This is a genomic window from Sinorhizobium terangae, from assembly GCF_029714365.1.
GTDB classification, from domain to species: Bacteria; Pseudomonadota; Alphaproteobacteria; order Rhizobiales; family Rhizobiaceae; genus Sinorhizobium; species Sinorhizobium terangae.
The window spans coordinates 662,406-680,147 of record NZ_CP121660.1 but is presented as its reverse complement, the minus strand read 5'-3'; the positions used below and the strand labels follow the sequence as shown (position 1 = coordinate 680,147).

Here is a 17,742-nt window from a genome sequence, read left to right as displayed (position 1 = left end):
GATTGATCTTAAAGTTGAATTCTGATCATCGAATATGAGTATGGCGGAACGGAAACACTCACACTGTTGCCGTCCATGACCGCATCGGACGTCTTGCGCGGCGAGACATTGTCCGGATTGTCCTTGGTATTCCGGGCCTCGAGGTCGTCGTGCTTGATCAGGGTGTGCTCGACGCCCCTGATGGTTCCGAAGCGCTCCACGGCGAGCTTGATGCTTGCCGATTCGGACGAGTGGCGATTGACCGCAAAGAAGGTGAGAGTGCCCGCGTCGCCGTCATGAACGCCGGCGATATCGAGATAGGACACAGCTTCGGACACGTTGGAGACATAAGTCGCACAGTCGACGTCGAGTTGTAGAGCGGTGCCTCGACCGTAGCGAGATGCCAGATGGAAGGGATGGTAGATCGTCTGACGCCAAGAACGACCGCCTGGCTCGGTCATGATCGGCGCGATCACATTGACCAACTGCGCTATGCAGGCGACTCGCACGACGTCCGAGCGGCGGATGAAGGTGTTGATGATGCACCCGACCTGGAGCACATCCTCGAAGTTATATATGTCTTCCAGGAGAACCGGCGCATGAGGCCAATTCCATTCTCGCATCCGCTTAGCGTCGTTCTTGCGCTCGTGGTACCAGACGTTCCATTCGTCGAAGGAAATCTTGACGTCTCGCTTGGATCGTTTGCTGCCCTTCACAAAATCGATAACACCACTGACGGTGCCGATGTAGCGATCGAGCTTTTCCGGAAGAGCGAGAAACTCTGAAGTTCTCTTCTCGTAGTTCTCGAAATACATGTGGAGGGAGATGTAGTCGACCTGGTCGTATGTCGCGTCGAGGACCGTTGCCTCCCACCGAGGATAGGTCGCCATATCGGAGTGGGATGATCCGCAGACGACAAGTTCAAGCTTGTCGTCGAAGGCTCGGATGGCCTTCGCGGTCTCGTTTGCGAGGTGGCCGTACTCGGCGGCGCTTTTGTGACCCACCTGCCACGGCCCGTCCATTTCGTTGCCAAGGCACCACAGCTTGACATTCCAAGGCTCCGCGCGCCCGTTCTGGCGCCGTAGGTCCGACCACTGACTGCCGCCCGGATGGTTCACGTACTCGACGAAGTTCCGGGCGGCGTCCAGGCCGCGCGAGCCCAGATTGACCGCCAGCATCATTTCTGTGCCAGCAGCCTCGGCCCATTCGGCGAACTCATGGATACCGACCTGGTTAGATTCCGAGGTGCGCCATGCGAGATCAAGGCGCGTCGGACGGCCCTCTTTCGGCCCAATGCCGTCTTCCCAATTGTAGGCCGACACGAAATTGCCACCTGGATAGCGGCAAATCGGTGTATCGAGTTCCCGCACGAGATCGATTACGTCCTTGCGCATCCCGTTGGGGAGCGCCGTTGGATGGTCGGGTTCGTAAATGCCTGTATAGACAGCCCTACCCAGGTGCTCCAGGAATGATCCGTATAGCCGCCGATCTATGTCGGCGATTGTATAGCGCGAATGCGCGGTGACCCGAGCCTCCAAAACTCTCTCCCCTCGAATTCAATATCCAAGATTTCGGTTTATATCCAATTTGTTGGTATATGAAACCGAATTGGAGGGTCACGTCAAGCAAAAGTATGACTTCTCAAATTTGAATTCGGAGCACGATGTCCTGGTCGTAATTGCCGAAGCCGCTGCCGAAAATGTTGATTCCACCGGGATGCTCGGCCGCGTCCTTGACGCCAACCCGCAACCGGATTGAACGATGCTTGTCCAGATCGAGGTCATCGAGGTTGGTGTTTGATATCTTCACTCCATCAACGAAACTTCCCTGCTCGTTGATGCGCCAGTTCTTGAGCTTGCCATACTGTGAACCCGCGAGTTTCCACCAGTCCGGCGTGAAAGTACCCCTTTTGTCCCCATAATCGCCCGGCGACGTCCACGTGCCGATTTCGATTCCGTTGACCTGCAGAAATATGTCGGACGGCCAGTTTGCCGACGTCCCCGGCACTTCAGAACTCAGTTCCATCGAGAATTCGATTGCCTTAGGTTTCGCCTTCTTGAGCAGGGTGTTGTTAGGAAACTGATATTCTACGAACCCCGTGTTGAACCACAGAAGCCCCGCTTTCATACGGTCCGGATCGAGGAAGGTGTCCGGTACGTCGAGAAGGCCGATGACACCATCCTTGGAGCACATCCCACACGGGCCGGTGACTTCAAACTGGGTATATAGACCAAGCGGCATCGAAACTTCTATCGCGTCCGCTAATCGATCAACCACTGGCTCTGAAAACGAAATGAGAATTTCCTGGAAGGCCGAATAACAGACTTTCTGGCTGCCCTTTTTGGCCCGCTGTCCCTCAGTATAGATCAGTCCGCAATCCTCGAGCACCTTCAGGTTGATCGACGCCGTTGACTGGGGAAGACTTAGTTCCTCCGCGATCTCGTTCACGTTTTTGGGACCGCTCGATCGAAGCAACTTCAACATCATCACGCGAACGTCGCTTGCGAGACCTTTGATGAGGTCTTGCCGCTCGATCGGATCAATCACGAGTACTTTACCAGTCATATCATCCCCACGCTTTCCTACGCTTCATATCAGGTTTCACGATATGAAAGCAACTGCTGCATTGAGTGCGGACGTGTGACACTAGGGAGCCTACAGCACTGATCGCGGTGGCGTCATCGAACCAGCAATTGGCCCGCTACAAAGAGAATTCTCGTGAAATTGCCAAGCCAAGACACCATCAACCGATACGCGCCTGCGAGAACCGCCAGCCGGTGCCACTGCCGGCGCCGCGGCAAACATTGGACGCGGCCGGGCTCGTCGTCGCCGCACCCGGCAACAATGCCGCCATCGTCCGCGACGTCTCGTTCAAGCTCGCCGCGGGCCAGGGCGTCGGCATTATCGGCCCGAGCGGCTCCGGCAAGTCGACCCTGGCCCGTGCCTTGGTCGGTGTCTGGCCGCCCGCGCGCGGCACGATCCGCCTCGACGGGGCCGAGCTCGGCCAATGGGAGCCAGAATCGCTTGGGCCTTCGATCGGCTACCTACCGCAAGGCGTCGACCTGTTCGACGGCACGATCGCCGAGAACATCAGCCGCTTCGCGAGAGACGTGGACCCGGCCGCGATCATCGAAGCGGCCGAGCAAGCCGGCGTGCTTCAGTTGATCCTGTCGATGCCGGAAGGCTACGACACCCGGATCGGTGCTGCCGGCGCCATCCTGTCGGCCGGCCAGCGCCAGCGCATCGGCCTCGCCCGGGCGCTCTACGGCAAGCCGTTCCTGCTGGTGCTCGACGAGCCGAATGCCAGCCTCGACGCGGAGGGCGAGGCGGCGCTGACCAATGCCATCCTCGCCGCCCGCAAGGCCGGCGCGATCGTTGTCGTTATCGCCCACCGGCCGAATGCCCTGGCCGCCGTCGATCAGGTCCTGTTCATGGCCGAGGGCCGAGCCGTCGCCTTCGGCCCGCGCGACGAGGTGCTGCGCAAGACCACCGTCCACGCCGTTTCGGAGACCGCATGAGCACCAAAGCAGAAAGCCGCGCCGCCAAGGCCATCTCCCGCACATGCTGATCGCCGGCGTCTCGATCGCGGTACTCGTCTTCGGCGTTGGCGGCTGGGCGGCAACGAGCAATCTCTCCGGCGCCTTCGTCGGCGCAGGCACCGTTGTCGTCGAGGGCAACGTCAAGCGCATCCAGCACCGCGACGGCGGCATCGTCGGCGAGATCCGGGTGCGCGACGGCCAGCAGGTGAAGGCCGGCGAATTGCTGATCCGGCCCGACGACACCGTCACCCGCGCCAACCTGGCGGTCATCACCAAGCAGATCGACCAGTTGCAGGCGCGCGCCATGCGGCTGACCGCCGAGCGCGACGAGGCGGCGGAACCGGCGCCGTCGAAGGAACTGCAGGCAAGACTCGGCGATCCCGAGGTCGCCGCCTACGTCAATGCGGAAAAGGCGCTGTTCCACGCCCGCAAACGCACGATCGACGGCCAGAAAGCGCAGCTCAGCCAGCGGGTGCATCAACTGGCGCAGGAAGCCGACGGACTGACGGCCCGCCGCGACGCCAAGGACGACGAATTGAAGCTGATCGATGAGGAACTCGCGGGCATTACCAGCCTGCACGCGCAGGGACCGGCGCTGTTCTCGCGGCTTGCCGAGCTCAAGCCGATGAAGGCGCAATTGTCGGGCGAGCGCGGCCAACTGACGGCGGAGATCGCCCGCGCGGCGACGCAGACGACGGAGACCGAACTGCAGGTCCTGCAGCTCGACCAGGACCGCCGCTCCGAGGTGCTAACGGAACTGCGCGACGTCGACAACAAGCTGGCGGAACTCACCGAGCAGCGGGTTACCGCCGAGGACCAGTTGAAGCGCATCGATATCCTCTCGCCGCAGAACGGCATCGTGCACGAACTTGCGGTGCACACGGTTCGGCGGCGTCATCGCCCCCGGCGAAACGGCGATGCAGATTGTTCCCGTCAACGACAGCCTCGTCGTCGAGGCGAAAATGCAGCCGGCCGATATCGATCAGCTGCATCTCGGGCAGAAGGCCACCTTGCGCTTCTCTGCCTTCAACCAGCGCACGACGCCGGAGATCATCGGCGAAGTGCAGACGATTGCCGCTAACCTCAGCACCAACCCGCAGACCGGCGAGGCGTGGTACGCCGCGCGCATCCGGATTTCCGCGGCCGAGCTCCACAAGCTCGGCAGCCTCGTCCTGCACGCCGGCATGCCGGTCGAGGCGTTCATCCAGACTGGCGAGCGCACGGCGCTCTCCTACCTCGTCAAGCCGCTGGCCGACCAGATCGCCCGGGCGATGCGGGAGGAATGAGCTCAACGGCGTTTTTTATGCAAATCGATGAAGCCCCGGCCCCTCCTCAAGGCCACTGTTCAGCATGCGAGTCGCCAGCGCGACAGTTCGACTCTTCAAGGCGGGGGTGGGGAAATGTCGGCTTCTCGCGCGGATTGCTGTCACTCGTTGGGTTGCTCTCCAAGTTTTCCACCCGACTGAGACGACCGGAAGCCGACGATACGCCGCCACCCGAGATGTCGGCTCCTATCCCTCGCCTTGAACAACGGTATCGAACCGAAGATCGGCCATTTTCGGATGGCGTAAAAAGGATCGCGATTGCGAATCTGTATCGTGCAATGATACATATTGGTTGACTTTCACCAGTATCACCATATGATACAAGCATAAAAAGCCGGACGTGATCAGGTCATTTAAGGACGCCAAAACCGAAGCCGTTGCGCGCGGCAAAGCACCAAAAGGCTTTCCTTCAGACATCGTGAGGTCGGCCGTTCGTAAATTGACGATCCTGAAAGTGCTGCCGCTCTTGACGACCTGCGTTCCCCTCCGGGAAATCGACTTGAAGCGCTGAAGGGCGATAGAGAAGGCCAACACTCGATCCGGATCAATGATCAGTGGCGTATATGCTTCGTATGGACAGATGCCGGTATCGAAGACGTCGAAATAGTTGACTACCATTAAACGCCAATCGTGGCACAGGGAGCTTGAGATGACCCATATCCTTCCGCCGGTCCATCCGGGCGAAATCCTACGCGAGGAGTACCTACGTCCCCTTAACATGAGCGCTGGTGCACTGGCGAAAAAGCTCAATGTTCCTCGCACCCGCATCGAACGCATAGCGGCGGAGCAAACACCGATAACGACGGATACCGCTTTGCGCCTCGCCAAATACTTCCGCACAACGCCGGAGTTTTGGATGAACATGCAGACCAGCTTCAACCTCAAGACAGAGGAAATAGCACTTCATCGCGAACTGGAGTTGATCCCGGAAATCGATAGCGCAGCATAGCCTGACCCTGTCCCCCAAGTACGGCACATTCCAGCCGATACATTATGCGATCTTCTGCAACGGGCGTTGCGTCAATCCCTTGTGAGCTTATGGCCGTGTTGTCCCCGGCCCTCGCCAACGACGAAAAGGGTTCGTTGGTGCGTGGAACATGACCTCCCTTCAGGTCACCGACGCGAGCGGCAGACAGAACAGATTCCGTATTCCGGACAGGTGATCCTCTCGAAAAGCGGCACACTATCCGTGCAGGCCATGAACCCGGACGCTGCGGCGGAGCCGACGCCTTGCATGGCAAATGGCTATGAGGCCTATTATGGCCCGGTCGAAATCGACCAAGCGAAAAAGACGTTTGCCATCACGGTGTGTTCATCGCTCGTTCGCAACCTTATCGGACAACGGCTCGAGCGGAATTTTGAAGTGACGGAAGACCAGTTGGTGATCACGCCGACAAATGCACCCGAAGGCTGGCGCGTGACGTACGAGCGGCGTAGGCCTTTGCAGGGCTTGCGTGGCTCTTAACGAACTTTCAAACCGGAAGTCCTCTCCCTCTACTGGTGGCGGGGGCTTCAGTCACGACTAGTTTGCCTCCCCAGGCCCCTAGTTTAATCCTTCGAGCCCTCGACGCGTGCGTCATGGGTTTTCCTGTAGGAAGAGGATATTCAAAGAGAGCATTACCTTGCAGATTTGGAGCCTTCTTGATCTCAGTTTGGTTTCACGGCGATTTTAGGCCCTGACATCGCGGAGCGACCGACGCCCACAGGGGTCGGAGCCTCCTCGAAACACTCGATCAGCATTTCTGTGAGACACGTATCTTCTTTGCGGGATGCTGCCCCGACGGGCGGATGACATATATGCCGGCAGAGGTGGTGGATAGCGTGTCATGACCGGAACCAGCGCGCCGGATGCTGCATATTCACGGGTCACGCCATCGGGGATCCAAGCTACCCCCAGCCAATGCGGCGGCGGGGAGAGCCCGGGCGTTGTCGGCCTTGAAGCGCCCCCGGTAATGATCTTTTCGCCGTCCATGAATTGCCAGGCTTCCGTTCCTTGCATGAGGGCCTGATGGGCGACGAGCTCCTCCGGCGCCTCAAATGCCGGGGAGTGTTAGCCCTTGACGTCATTGGCAGATGAGAAGAATGAGGTTCTCATGACCAATGCGGAAGACGTGATCGAGCGCGCTCACTCCATCGTGGCGGCTTTGCGCGCAAAAAGAGAGCGCGAGGCAGCGCGGCGCAAGGAGGTGGTTGGGCGGATTGAGACCGGCAAACCCTTGACGATCCCCCAACGCAGCATCCAGCTAAGCCTGAAATTACAATGACCGCCCCAGAAATAAAGGCGAAGAGCGCCGATCTCGATTGGGAGGTCGAAGCCGCCCTCGCCTGGCACGATGAAGATCCGCGCGCAGCGATCGCCACACTGCTGCTCGACTGCAAGCATCTGCGCGAGCAGCTTGCAGTCGCTGAGCAGTTCATGAGCCGCGGGCTCGCGCGCGGGTGGTCACCGCAGTATCAGAGGCCAGAAAATCAGACGGAGTCTGTTTCGGCATCAGCCCGGCCGATCGAAGAGCGTCGGCGATGACTTTCAGGATTTTGTTCTGAGCCGAGCGTGAACGATCCGCATGTAGAGTGGATGCGTCGGCTTTGCCTCGTCACGTCGGTCTCTCGTCAGTTTTCGCGTCAATCCCCATGAATAGGCAATATGGGCGGTTGACGATATACCAACGTCGAGCATGTAGGGACCGCGCTTTCCATAGCCACTCGCCAGATCAAGCGGCAGCCCGTGCCCCATGCCTTCGATGCTATAGAGAGTGACGACCTGCCGTCCGTCATTGTCCTTCCAGACCTTGCGCGTCTGCCCGTCTATCGTTTCAGTGACCGTCGGCGCCTCGCCCAAGCCATGCACGCCGCGCCACTGTTCGACGATTGCGCGCGCGTTCACTTCGGCAACAGTGCTGTCCCTCGTTCCATGCCAGACGGAGATTGTCGGCCATGGTCCCGTATGGCTGGATGCCGACAGAACTTTGGCGCGCAGTTCTCGCGTCGACGGCATGCCGTGCCCGCGCATCCGCTCGAATGCCTGCGAGAGGGTCAGCGCGGTTGCGTATGGGAGCCCGGCAATGATCGCTCCGCCAGCGAAAACCTCGGGATAGGTCGAAAGCAAGACATTCGCCATTGCGCCACCGGCGGACAGTCCCGTCACATAAATTTTTTCACCGGCGATCTTGTGCCTCGAGCACATCGTCTGGATCATTTGCCGAATGGAAAGAGCCTCGCCCGCTTCGCGCCGGATATCGCCAGGCAAGAACCAGTTGAAGCAGAGATTGCCGTTATTGTCGCGCACCTGCTGCGGGTAAAGCAGCGCGAAGCCATGCCTCTCGGCCAGTTTCGACCAGCCGGAACAGACATCGTAATCGGCTGGAATCTGTGTGCATCCGTGCACAGCGACGACGAGCGCCGGTCTCTTTGCCAGGTTCGGCGGCAGATAATATCTGGCTTTCAACTTACCTGGGTTCGACCCGAAATTCGTTAGTGTGGAAAGCCTGTTGCCGGAGTGCAGGTGCGCCGCCTTGCCCGTACTGGGCCGCGTAATTCTTGGAAGGATAACGGATAGGGTTCTCATGAATGGATATCTCCTTGCATCAGCGGTAGGGCTGCGCGCCCGAGTAACAACGTGGCTAGCCCCGGATTGTTGCTGCGCTGCACAATGAAATATCCGTGATAGTCACCTCAGCTGGTTGGGCTCATCAGAAGATCGCGAGCGCCTCTCGCGGTCCTCTGAGAGAGTCCTCAACACCGGCTAGCAGAAATGCAGCGGGTACCCATTGCGCCGATACTCGGCATCGCGCGCAGCGGCAATGGGCTTCAGCGCGCAGGTATCCAGTCGGCGTCGCCAAGCCTCACGCACCCGAAATCGACTCAGCGAACCGGGGGCACTGCCCAAGCGCACGGAACGCTGGGCGCGCTCGCTTATCCGCCGCGGGAGGGCATCCCGGAAATGGCATCGCACACTTCAAGGCGCCATTCCACCTCAAGACACCTTACCCGGCGCGCCACCAATCGGAGTGATCACCTTTACCGTCCCGCCTCAGTCTGGGCATGCTTCGCCGTCGAGCTTGCCTGTTCCGGAGCAGCGGCGGCAGATGTTCTCGCCCGACATGGGCATCCCGGCGAGACCTTCTATTCAGATCCGTCTGTCCCGACGTCGACAAATCGGCCAATTGATCGCAGGTAAGCGACAATCTCGACCTTGAGGAAATCACGATCGCCATACGCTTCTTCGATCCTGTCTAACATGCGCCTCTTCTTCTCATAGGCGCCCGGTGGCAGGTCGGTATGTCCAATCACGTATTTGTCGCGGCCAACGGCGCAGATATCGCATCCGGCCTCGATGACGTCATCCACGAAGGCTGGAATGTCGCTCGCCTTCATCAGCTTTTGGTTGGTACTGCGCGCCATCGTAATTTCTCCGCTCGCAAGTGAGCAGGCAAGGCGCCATCCGGTCGGGAGACTTGCAAAACTGCAACCTTCCTCCGAACCGCGATGGTCGCGGTTCGTTCCGTGCAGACTCACGCGCTCCGAGCGCTGCGCTAACGGATCCCAAGAGGCGCTGCGGTGCCTTTCGAAATCTGGCAGTCGCTCCAGAGTATCGGGGAGGGACCGCCTGTCCGCCTCCTCACTGTCGCCACCAGGCGCTCATCGGTGCTACGCGGCAGATTTGGCTGCTGCCCCGCACGATAGCTTGATTGATGTTGCGGATAAGAAACCGTTGCTGCGGATGCGACAGAGAGAGTACGCTCCTGATGCCGGGCACCTTGGAGAAAGCCATGCAATCGGAGCAAATCCGCCTCACCGGCGCAAGGGAAACCCTGCTGATCACGCTCCAAGCCAAGGCAGCCGAAAACGCCATGCCGGATTCGCTGCTGCGCGACCGCTTTGCCGCAGACGCATTGCACCGTATCGATCAGGACGGTCGGCACCTTAAAGTTGGTCAGGACATGGCCATCGGCATCGCGTTGCGCGCCTATATGCTTGATCGCTGGACAGAGGCATTCCTTCAGCACTGCCCGGAGACGACTGTTGTCCATCTCGGCTGTGGTCTCGATAGTCGCATCTTCCGGATAAATCCTGGGCCGGGGGTTCGCTGGTTCGAAGTGGATTTCCCGGACGTCATCTCCTTGCGTCAGCAGATCTACCCGGACCGTGCGGGCTGCACGATGGTTGCCGGCTCGATCGTTCAGCGCGGGTGGATTGCGAACCTTCCTTCCGACAGGCCGGCCATGATCGTCGCCGAGGGCGTTCTGCCTTATCTGAAGGAACGGCAAGTTTCACAGGTTTTGCGGCGGATCGCCGGCCACTTTCCCTCGGGCGAGATAGCCTTCGATGCCTATAGCAGCTTCGCGATCCGACTGCTGCGCTTCAATCCGGCAATCCGCGCCACCGGTGCCTGTCTCCATTGGGCGCTCGACGACCCGGCAGAGATAGAACGGCGGGTTTCGGGGCTAAAGCTCATCGAGGATCGTTCGGATTGGGACATCGGACAGATGGCGCGGATGTCACCGCCCGTCCAGATCGCGCTGCAGCTCTTCAGCATGATCCTAACCCCCTATCGTATGGGGCGCCTCGTTCGATTTCGCTTCTGAACCATTCGCACGATAGCCAGACAGCGCGGCGCGCCTCCCGAACACCGACGTGTTTTCGGGATGAGAGCTCTTCTGGGGAAGTTGATGTACCTCCTCCAGCGCAAGGCGGACCTGCGCTTCGGAATGCCGAAAGGCCTTACTTGCCCAGAACTGACAAGCAGCGCACCATCATAAATGGTAGCTTCCGTCTGCTGCTCCGATCGACGACACTTCGTTGATCCCCGTCGGCGATCGGGCATTAAATCGGCGTGAACGACTGCGCAGCAAGGCTGAATGGAGTTTCGCAATGAAGACGCCTGAAAGACCAGTTTTGGCCGCAGCCCGCGCGAGGAAAGCAGGGTCCGCCAGCTCGATAACGGCTCAGTCGGCGCTGCCATACGAAGACGAGGACGCGGGCGGCGAAGCATTCCGGGCGATCGATCGGATGCGTGAGGCTCTGAGTGCAATGGCGACCGGAGGTCTTTCACCTGCCGCATTGATGCTCGCCTATTTCGACTGGTCGATCCATCTCGCATCGGCTCCGGGGAAGCGCATGGAACTCGCCGATAAGGCAGGGCAGAATTGGGGCCTTCTGCTGACTTACATGGCTGCAGCCGCGACGCGTCCGGACGCGACACCCTGCATCGAGGCGCTGCCGGGAGACAACCGGTTTCGTGCGGAGGGTTGGCAAAAGCAACCCTACACAATCTGGGCGCAGGCTTTCTTGCTGTGCCAGCAGTGGTGGCACAATGTTACGCGCAACGTCCCGGGCATGACACCGCACCACGAGGATGTCGTCTCCTTCACCGCGCGCCAGTTGCTGGACATGTTCTCGCCGTCCAACATTCCCTTTGCCAACCCGGAAGTGATCCACAAGGCAATGGAGACGGGCGGGGCGAACTTCGCGCAGGGATTCCGCAACTGGCTCGAAGACGTCGGCCGGATGGCCATGAGGCAACCTCCGGTCGGGACGGAAGCGTTCCGCGTAGGACACGATGTCGCGGCCACGTCTGGAAAGGTCGTCTACCGAAACCACCTGATCGAGCTGATCCAGTATGCGCCCGCGACGAAGGACGTCCTGGCCGAGCCGATCCTGATCGTGCCGGCCTGGATCATGAAATACTACATCCTCGACCTTTCACCGCATAATTCCCTGATCGGCTATCTCGTGGCGCGGGGCCACACCGTCTTCTGCATTTCCTGGCGCAATCCCACCGCGAGGGACCGCGACCTTACTCTCGACGATTACCGGAGACTGGGAATCCTGGCCGCGCTTGATGCCGTCAGCGCCATCGTTCCTGAACGCAAGATCCACGCAACGGGCTACTGCCTGGGAGGGACGCTTCTAGCGATCACGGCGGCCGCGCTGGCGCGCACCGAGGACCAGCGTTTGGCGTCGGTCACGCTGTTTGCCGCTCAGACGGACTTCTCCGAACCTGGCGAATTGGCGTTGTTCATCGATCACAGCCAGCTGCATTTTCTCGACAGCATGATGTGGCATAGTGGCTGTCTTTCTGCCGATCAGATGGCGGGGGCATTTCAACTGCTGCGCACCAACGATCTCGTGTGGTCGCGCCTTGTCCACGACTATCTGATCGGTAAACGCACCCCGATGACCGATCTTATGGCGTGGAACGCGGACCCGACCCACATGCCCTACAGGATGCATGCGGAATATCTGCAGCGTCTCTATCTCGACAACGAACTTGCCGCCGGCCGTTTCATCGTTGACGGACGACCGGCTCACCTCCAGAACATCCGCCTTCCGATGTTCGTCGTTGGGACGGAGCGAGACCACGTCGCACCGTGGCGTTCCGTGTACAAGATACATTATCTCACCGACACCGACGTCACTTTTGTGCTGACAAGCGGGGGCCACAATGCCGGCATCGTCTCGGAGCCAGACCATCCCGGGCGAGGTTTTCGCATCGCATTGTCACGTGAGGGCGATCCCAGCGTCAGCGCGGACGAATGGGCCGCGGCAGCCACATCGAAGGACGGCTCATGGTGGCCGGACTGGGTCGAGTGGCTCGCCGGCCATTCAGCGCCGGAACGGGTGGCACCGCCGGTCCTCGGCGTTCCCAAGAGATATCCCCCGATCGACGATGCGCCCGGCACTTATGTGCATCAGCGATAAGGCTAGGTTTTCGGGCACCGGTGGAACGGCACCGCCGGGCGATCGAGGCCTAGTCGCGTCGGCCGTAGTCCTGTCATTCTTTGCGGTTCCTGTTGATACTTTATGCGATTTCTTAGCCCAGCCACGCTGCCCGACGCGCCGGCTTATCCGCGGGCACGGCGCTTCGCCGGGACAGGCGGTGTGTCGCGGCGGATTTTCTCAGCGCACTCGCTCTGAGCCGGCGGTCGGATCGGCCAACGGTGGTCCCGGCAGTGGGCTCGACGCTTTATGGCGGCATCCCGGACCTCGTCCGTCGAATGCGCGGACGTTGGCCCGATCTGTACATCGAGATCCGGGAAATGGTGTCGACCGAACAGGTCACCGCTCTCAAGGAAAGGCGGATCGATGTCGGCTTCGGCAGGGTCCGATTCAATGATAGCGAGATTGAGAGGCTGACGTCGCGAGAGGAACGGCTGGTCGTCGCCTTCCCCAACGGACACCCGAAATCGCTTTCCACCGAACCGATCGCCCGTGCCGAACTCGAGGGCAACCGCTGGTCGTCTATCCGTCGGCTCCACGGCCGAGCTTTGCGGACGAGATCCTCAAGATGTTGACCGAGCTAGGCATTTCTCAAGGAAGCGTGGAAGAGGTCCGCGAAATTCAAACTGCATTGGGTATCGTGGCGGCCGGGGTGAGCTTGTGCGTCATTCCCGCAGCGTCGCAGCGGCAAAGACCCGACGACGTGTGCTACCGCACCATAAAGCACGAGAACGCCACGTCGCGGATCATCTGCGATCGAGCAGCGCAAACTGGTGGACGCAGCGGTCAAGAAGACGGCGGCTGCGCGACGCGGCCGTCCAGGCAGCGCAAAAACGAGGGTGGATGACGGCGGATGGGGCTCGCTTCGCGGGGTCGACTCCAGCAAACCTGTGGCCTTTGACGAGGACACGGAGTGAGCTGGCATGAACACCGAACTCTCCACCTGACCGCGAGCGCCGCAGCGCTGATTGCTGAAGCCGACGAACAGCGCATCCGCGCGATCAGATCGCGCCGCTGGCTTGTTTATCCGCGGGCAAAGCAGGTGCTCGATCGACTGAACCTCTTGCTCGATCATCCGCGTGGAACGCGAATGCCATCCATCGCCATTTATGGCGACAGCGGCATGGGCAAGACGATGATCATGAAGCGCTTCCGTGGACCCGCCAAGCTTCAATTCGATTACCGGTAAGCTGAAGACACCGGTCCTGGCCATGGAGATGACCAGCCGCCCCGGCGAACGGCGGTTCTACGCCGGACTGCTGACCCTGCTCGGTGCACCGCAGCGGCCACGCGCCGATATCGCGCAGATGGAGCAGGCCGCTTTGCGGATCATGGAAGCGATCGGTGTGCAGGTGCTAGTGATCGACGAAGTGCATAATATTCTTGCCGGAAGCTATCGCGAGCAGCGTATTGTCCTCAACACATTGCGTTTTCTTAGCAACCGCCTCCAGATCTCTCTCGTCTGCTTCGGGGTTAATGACGCCCGCGAAGCCATCGGCGGCGATGTGCAATTGGCCCGCCGCTTCGAGCAGTTTACGTTGAACCGCTGGGCCGCCAACGAGCAGTTCGAAATCTTGATCGCCTTGATCCTGCGCAACACGCCGCTGCGTCTACCATCGGTGCTAACAGCAAAATCGCTGCGGCGGATGCTACAGATCACCGAAGGCGTCACCGCGAACATCTTTCACATTATCAACTCACTCGCTATCGAGGCCATCAAAAGCGGCCAAGAAAGGATTACGGACGCAGCCATCGAGAAATGGGAGCCGGAGTTTGATGCGGAAGCCGCCTTCGCCTGATATGGGAGAGACCTCGCGGCGGTTGCCGGTAACGCTGGCGCCTCGCACGGATGAGCTTCTGTCGTCGTGGATCGGCCGGCATGCCGAGTTCTATGCTGTCCCTCCCCTGGCTATGCTTCGGCATTGCCTTCCAGAGGCGTCATCCCTGCGCGCCGCAGATCTCGACCTCAACGAGGATCAGGTCTTCCGCCTTGCCCGCATGTTCTCCGCTGATCAGACCATGGTTCACCGCATGACCTTCGCGAATATCGCGCAATCGTCGCGGCGCCTGATTGCCAAGGAACCTGTCCAATCGTGCTCTCGCTGTCATCCGGCAAAGCACGACCCCAGGCCCGTTCTTCGGAGCCAGCTTTTCGGCTGGCGTATCACCTGCACGCTTTGCGGCTGCCTGCTCCGGCACTCAGGCAGGCATGACCGCCAACTGCTTTCGGCCGCTACCATGGGACTTCTCTCATAGGAGAACGGCTCCTCGACGATGAAGCCGAACGCAATGTCCGAACCTGGACATCGCCGGCCGAGATCGCGCGGCTTCTGCTGATGCGACGGGTGACGAGACCCATCTCCCGAGGATACGAACCGTGGCGATACAGGGTGATCGGCGCAATCATTCCAGATCTCGATGATGTCGTCGAACGGGGGAGCCTGACGACACCGGCAAGTCCGATCCTGCCGCTGCATCTGCGACCAGCTCTGCTGGCCGGAGTGGCCATCGTCGAGCGGGCCGGACCTGAGATGCTCGACATGCTACGCGGCCAAATGATGGGTGCGAACAAGGCGCGTTTCAGCGGCGCTATCGACGAGATCATGACCCATACATGCCGATCAATGGCGTGTTCGCAGTTGCAGTTAATTTGAGATTCCGGCCGCTCAGATTCTCAGTATTAAATGCCAACCTTGGCTAAAACAGGTGCATTCTCACGTTTAAATGCAAAGCGACATCCCTCATTCTGACCCACTGGCAAGCCCACGAGGTCGAAATGGCCGCATTCCCATAATTGAACGCTAGAAGCCGACATTTCGGATTCGGCCCCAAACAGGTCATCCGGCAATCGGCTTGGCGACGACCGCTTAGTCCGCATCGCGGCCATTCGCGCTGGCCGCAGCGGCGCGACCCTCCCCGCCCTACTGAGACGATCGGAACCCGGGAACATGGCTGCCAGTCCGGAATCTAAACTCCTATCCATCGCCTTGAACGGATTCGATCCGGCCACCCAGCAATCGAACTCGCCCGGTCAGGAACGGCCTGTATTCGGATAGGAGTGAAACGATCAGCCTTGCCAGGGATCGACGATAACGACGCCGGTGCCTTCGAAGTCTCTGGTGTTTCGGGTGACAACGATCATGTCGTGAACCATCGCCGTCGCCGCAATCAGCGCGTCGGCCTCATTGCGCCGGTCGGGGATGTGCAGGTGCGCGCACCGTGTCGCAACCACATCGTCAACCGGAAGAATACGGCCGGCGAATTCCGGACGCACATGACTGTCGAGCCAAGAACGCAACCGAGCGCCTTGTGCGGCGTCTCGGCGCTGCACCCCGAGTACACCCCGCTCCAGTTCGAGAATTGTGATGGCCGAAAGGAAGAAGCGGGACGCATCTTCCGCTCCGATCCATGCGACCACATTGGCATCGGCTTTGCCGTCACCGATCTTGCGCAATTCGGAAACGACGTTGGTATCGAGCAGGTATCTCAAGACAAGTCCACTTCGCGCGGACTAATTTCAGCGCGGTGCGGCTCGAAATCGATCCCCGAGAGGCCAGGCATGGCGAGACCCTCGACAAGACTGCGGTGCTTGCCGGTCAAGCGCTCAAATTCATTGTAGGTCATGAGCACATGGGAAGGCCTGCCGCGATCCGTGATGATGACCGGGCCGCTTTTTGCCGCCTTCTTGGCGCTACTCACGTCGTGGTTCAGCTCTCGGCTGGAAAGGGTCGTAATCCCCACAGCTAACACCTCCATGTAGGTAGTTACCTACATATAGCATGAAAAGAAGAAATAACAAGCCGAACAGTCGAGCGGGCCCAGCGGGTACATCAGGGTTCAATGGAGGTGTCCGGCACTGCAGCGTTCCAGTCGATATATTATGCGATCTTCTGTAACGGGCGTTGCGTCAATCCCTTGTGCGCTTGATCCCTCGCCGAGTGCTTGCTTCTGTCCGCAGTCGGAGCTTTGCCGCTGCTCCATGGGGTCTGCTGAGGACCGGTTGGCCAATCTTAGAAGCGCAGTCACCGGGTGCTGCTGATCGCATAGCGGCCTAACCCATCCATCGTCCCGGCGAAGGGACCTTGCTGCGGCGGGCTGATGGCTGTGCCCGTCCGAAAGCCTGTCTTGTCGTCTCCTCCGATCAAGCCGCCACGGCTGGCGCTCCCTTATGAGCAATGAAGTTGGTTCTGTCCCTGAGCAGGCAATGCAACACCACCGCGAGCTTGCGGGCCAGCGCCACGCGCGCCTTTCTGGGACCGGCCCGTTTGGCGACCGCCAACGCCCAGCGCTTCAGATCGGAACCTTTGACCGGTCGCGTCAGGATGACGTTGGCCGCCTCGTAGAGCGCGGTGCGCACGCTCCCATCGCCGATCTTCGAGATGCGACCGCTATGATCGGTCTCGCCCGATTGATATTTCTTCGGCGTCAATCCGAAGTGCGGCCCCACCGCGCGGGAGGAGCGGAAGCGCTCCGGCGCATCGACGGCCGCCACAAACGTCAGCGCCACCAGGACACCAACGCCTGGCGTCGTCATCAACCGCTGTGCGTTGTTATCCTGGCGGGCGATGGCGCGCAGCTGGCGCTCAAGCCCTGCAAACTCATGCACAAGCGCGTCGCGCACCTTCAGCAGCGAAGCGGCGATCGCTTCCAAGGTCGAATGGCCTGCAATCAGCGCGCGGATGCGCCCCGCGTAAGTGCGCCGCGTCGTCGGCCCGACCTTGAGGCCGAAGCCGCGCAGGATGCCCCGGATGCTCATCTCGATGTCGTGAAGCTTGCCTTGAATGAGCTTGCGGGCGGTCAGCAGCGCACGCACCTCCTGGGCCGCAAGAGATTTGCAGTGGACCGGCCTGAACCAGCCAAGCCGCATCAACTGCGCAATGCCCCGAGCGTCCTTCTTGTCGGTCTTTACCGGCATTGTCTTGAAGGCTGCACGCACGTGGCGCGTCTCGATCAGCTCGACCGAGAGACCGGCTTTCACCATCCCGGCATGGAGCCACTGCGACAAGGGCCCGGCCTCCAGACCAATTCGCTCCATCGCAACGCCGTGCGCGCCGAACCAGGCGATCAGCGCAGCGGGCTCGCTGAGGATCTTTGCTTCCCGCACAATGCGGCCATCCGCATCCACCACGCACACACTTGAGTATTCCAGGGATACGTCTATGCCGGCATACTCTTTCATG

20 protein-coding genes and 4 pseudogenes are annotated in these 17,742 nt (G+C 60.2%); 16 read left to right on the top strand and 8 right to left on the bottom strand.

The window, feature by feature from the left end:
- Window positions 1-8 precede the first annotated feature (8 nt).
- Both arfA and QA637_RS21925 read right to left on the bottom strand, forming a co-directional pair.
- Window positions 9-1,517 (bottom strand): arabinosylfuranosidase ArfA, encoded by a 1,509-nt coding sequence (arfA, locus tag QA637_RS21930; RefSeq protein ID WP_153443155.1) that lies wholly within the window; start codon window positions 1,515-1,517, stop codon window positions 9-11.
- A gap of 103 nt (window positions 1,518-1,620) precedes the next feature.
- A complete protein-coding gene (locus QA637_RS21925) occupies window positions 1,621-2,544 on the bottom strand; it encodes an ArsR/SmtB family transcription factor (RefSeq protein ID WP_153443156.1) in 924 nt (307 codons plus the stop codon).
- A 206-nt stretch (window positions 2,545-2,750) separates the two neighbouring features.
- Here QA637_RS21925 and QA637_RS21920 point away from each other — a divergent pair.
- The 6 genes and pseudogenes from QA637_RS21920 to QA637_RS21900 form a co-directional block, all read left to right on the top strand.
- Window positions 2,751-3,497: pseudogene (locus QA637_RS21920) on the top strand (ATP-binding cassette domain-containing protein); the annotation flags it as partial.
- A gap of 43 nt (window positions 3,498-3,540) precedes the next feature.
- Entirely contained in the window at window positions 3,541-4,599 is a 1,059-nt protein-coding gene (locus tag QA637_RS31135; protein ID WP_487247768.1) for a hypothetical protein, read from the top strand.
- A complete protein-coding gene (locus QA637_RS30905; RefSeq protein ID WP_475527767.1) occupies window positions 4,481-4,804 on the top strand; it encodes a beta-barrel domain-containing protein in 324 nt (107 codons plus the stop codon). Before QA637_RS31135 ends, QA637_RS30905 begins: the two co-directional genes overlap by 119 nt.
- A 379-nt stretch (window positions 4,805-5,183) precedes the next feature.
- Window positions 5,184-5,464, top strand: a pseudogene (locus QA637_RS21910) (type II toxin-antitoxin system RelE/ParE family toxin).
- A 28-nt stretch (window positions 5,465-5,492) separates the two neighbouring features.
- Complete coding sequence (locus QA637_RS21905) at window positions 5,493-5,792, top strand: HigA family addiction module antitoxin (protein WP_153443157.1); 300 nt, start codon at window positions 5,493-5,495, stop codon at window positions 5,790-5,792.
- Window positions 5,793-5,933: 141 nt separating this feature from the next.
- Window positions 5,934-6,308, top strand: coding sequence for a lipocalin-like domain-containing protein (locus QA637_RS21900; protein ID WP_283066884.1), 375 nt, complete (start codon window positions 5,934-5,936; stop codon window positions 6,306-6,308).
- 182 nt (window positions 6,309-6,490) lie between these two features.
- Here the strand turns inward: QA637_RS21900 and QA637_RS21895 are convergent.
- Window positions 6,491-6,878: pseudogene (locus QA637_RS21895) on the bottom strand (LysR substrate-binding domain-containing protein); the annotation flags it as partial.
- A gap of 58 nt (window positions 6,879-6,936) precedes the next feature.
- Between QA637_RS21895 and QA637_RS21890 the strand changes: the two are divergent.
- Together QA637_RS21890 and QA637_RS21885 are read left to right on the top strand one after the other, a co-directional pair.
- Window positions 6,937-7,107: a hypothetical protein gene (locus QA637_RS21890; RefSeq protein ID WP_167528422.1), complete on the top strand. Its 171-nt coding sequence runs from the start codon at window positions 6,937-6,939 to the stop codon at window positions 7,105-7,107.
- The gene (locus QA637_RS21885) at window positions 7,104-7,367 is read left to right on the top strand and encodes a hypothetical protein (RefSeq protein ID WP_184108940.1); all 264 of its coding nucleotides are present in this window, start codon (window positions 7,104-7,106) and stop codon (window positions 7,365-7,367) included. Before QA637_RS21890 ends, QA637_RS21885 begins: the two co-directional genes overlap by 4 nt.
- On the opposite strand, the pseudogene QA637_RS21880 reads toward QA637_RS21885, so the two are convergent.
- Both QA637_RS21880 and QA637_RS21875 read right to left on the bottom strand, forming a co-directional pair.
- Window positions 7,333-8,408 (bottom strand): annotated as a pseudogene (locus QA637_RS21880) (extracellular catalytic domain type 1 short-chain-length polyhydroxyalkanoate depolymerase); the annotation flags it as partial. The gene QA637_RS21885 and the pseudogene QA637_RS21880 overlap by 35 nt on opposite strands.
- Window positions 8,409-8,965: 557 nt before the next feature.
- The gene (locus tag QA637_RS21875) at window positions 8,966-9,244 is read right to left on the bottom strand and encodes a hypothetical protein (protein WP_153443159.1); all 279 of its coding nucleotides are present in this window, start codon (window positions 9,242-9,244) and stop codon (window positions 8,966-8,968) included.
- Between the two features lie 368 nt (window positions 9,245-9,612).
- Here QA637_RS21875 and QA637_RS21870 point away from each other — a divergent pair, with 368 nt between their 5' ends.
- The 8 genes from QA637_RS21870 to QA637_RS21835 all read left to right on the top strand — a co-directional run bounded on the left by QA637_RS21870 (window position 9,613) and on the right by QA637_RS21835 (window position 15,216).
- Window positions 9,613-10,428: a class I SAM-dependent methyltransferase gene (locus QA637_RS21870; protein ID WP_153443160.1), complete on the top strand. Its 816-nt coding sequence runs from the start codon at window positions 9,613-9,615 to the stop codon at window positions 10,426-10,428.
- Between the two features lie 286 nt (window positions 10,429-10,714).
- Window positions 10,715-12,544: a PHA/PHB synthase family protein gene (locus QA637_RS21865; protein ID WP_153443161.1), complete on the top strand. Its 1,830-nt coding sequence runs from the start codon at window positions 10,715-10,717 to the stop codon at window positions 12,542-12,544.
- A gap of 239 nt (window positions 12,545-12,783) precedes the next feature.
- Window positions 12,784-13,137: a LysR substrate-binding domain-containing protein gene (locus QA637_RS21860; RefSeq protein ID WP_283066879.1), complete on the top strand. Its 354-nt coding sequence runs from the start codon at window positions 12,784-12,786 to the stop codon at window positions 13,135-13,137.
- Window positions 13,131-13,409 (top strand): type 2 periplasmic-binding domain-containing protein, encoded by a 279-nt coding sequence (locus tag QA637_RS21855; RefSeq protein ID WP_234887130.1) that lies wholly within the window; start codon window positions 13,131-13,133, stop codon window positions 13,407-13,409. The genes QA637_RS21860 and QA637_RS21855 overlap by 7 nt, the downstream gene beginning before the upstream one ends.
- A gap of 66 nt (window positions 13,410-13,475) precedes the next feature.
- Window positions 13,476-13,751 carry a TniB family NTP-binding protein gene (locus QA637_RS31040; RefSeq protein WP_283066876.1) on the top strand — a complete coding sequence of 92 codons (276 nt, stop codon included), beginning with the start codon at window positions 13,476-13,478 and terminating at the stop codon, window positions 13,749-13,751.
- The gene (locus QA637_RS21845; protein WP_283066874.1) at window positions 13,717-14,361 is read left to right on the top strand and encodes a TniB family NTP-binding protein; all 645 of its coding nucleotides are present in this window, start codon (window positions 13,717-13,719) and stop codon (window positions 14,359-14,361) included. Before QA637_RS31040 ends, QA637_RS21845 begins: the two co-directional genes overlap by 35 nt.
- The gene (locus QA637_RS21840; protein WP_327791109.1) at window positions 14,339-14,818 is read left to right on the top strand and encodes a TniQ family protein; all 480 of its coding nucleotides are present in this window, start codon (window positions 14,339-14,341) and stop codon (window positions 14,816-14,818) included. The genes QA637_RS21845 and QA637_RS21840 overlap by 23 nt, the downstream gene beginning before the upstream one ends.
- Before the next feature lie 134 nt (window positions 14,819-14,952).
- Window positions 14,953-15,216 (top strand): hypothetical protein, encoded by a 264-nt coding sequence (locus QA637_RS21835; RefSeq protein ID WP_283066872.1) that lies wholly within the window; start codon window positions 14,953-14,955, stop codon window positions 15,214-15,216.
- A gap of 413 nt (window positions 15,217-15,629) precedes the next feature.
- On the opposite strand, the gene QA637_RS21830 is transcribed toward QA637_RS21835, so the two are convergent.
- The 3 genes from QA637_RS21830 to QA637_RS21820 all read right to left on the bottom strand — a co-directional run bounded on the left by QA637_RS21830 (window position 15,630) and on the right by QA637_RS21820 (window position 17,741).
- Window positions 15,630-16,052, bottom strand: coding sequence for a type II toxin-antitoxin system VapC family toxin (locus tag QA637_RS21830; protein WP_153443162.1), 423 nt, complete (start codon window positions 16,050-16,052; stop codon window positions 15,630-15,632).
- Window positions 16,049-16,303 carry a type II toxin-antitoxin system Phd/YefM family antitoxin gene (locus QA637_RS21825; protein WP_184108938.1) on the bottom strand — a complete coding sequence of 85 codons (255 nt, stop codon included), beginning with the start codon at window positions 16,301-16,303 and terminating at the stop codon, window positions 16,049-16,051. The genes QA637_RS21830 and QA637_RS21825 overlap by 4 nt, the downstream gene beginning before the upstream one ends.
- Before the next feature lie 400 nt (window positions 16,304-16,703).
- Entirely contained in the window at window positions 16,704-17,741 is a 1,038-nt protein-coding gene (locus tag QA637_RS21820) for an IS110 family RNA-guided transposase (RefSeq protein WP_283066868.1), read from the bottom strand.
- Window position 17,742 lies beyond the last annotated feature (1 nt).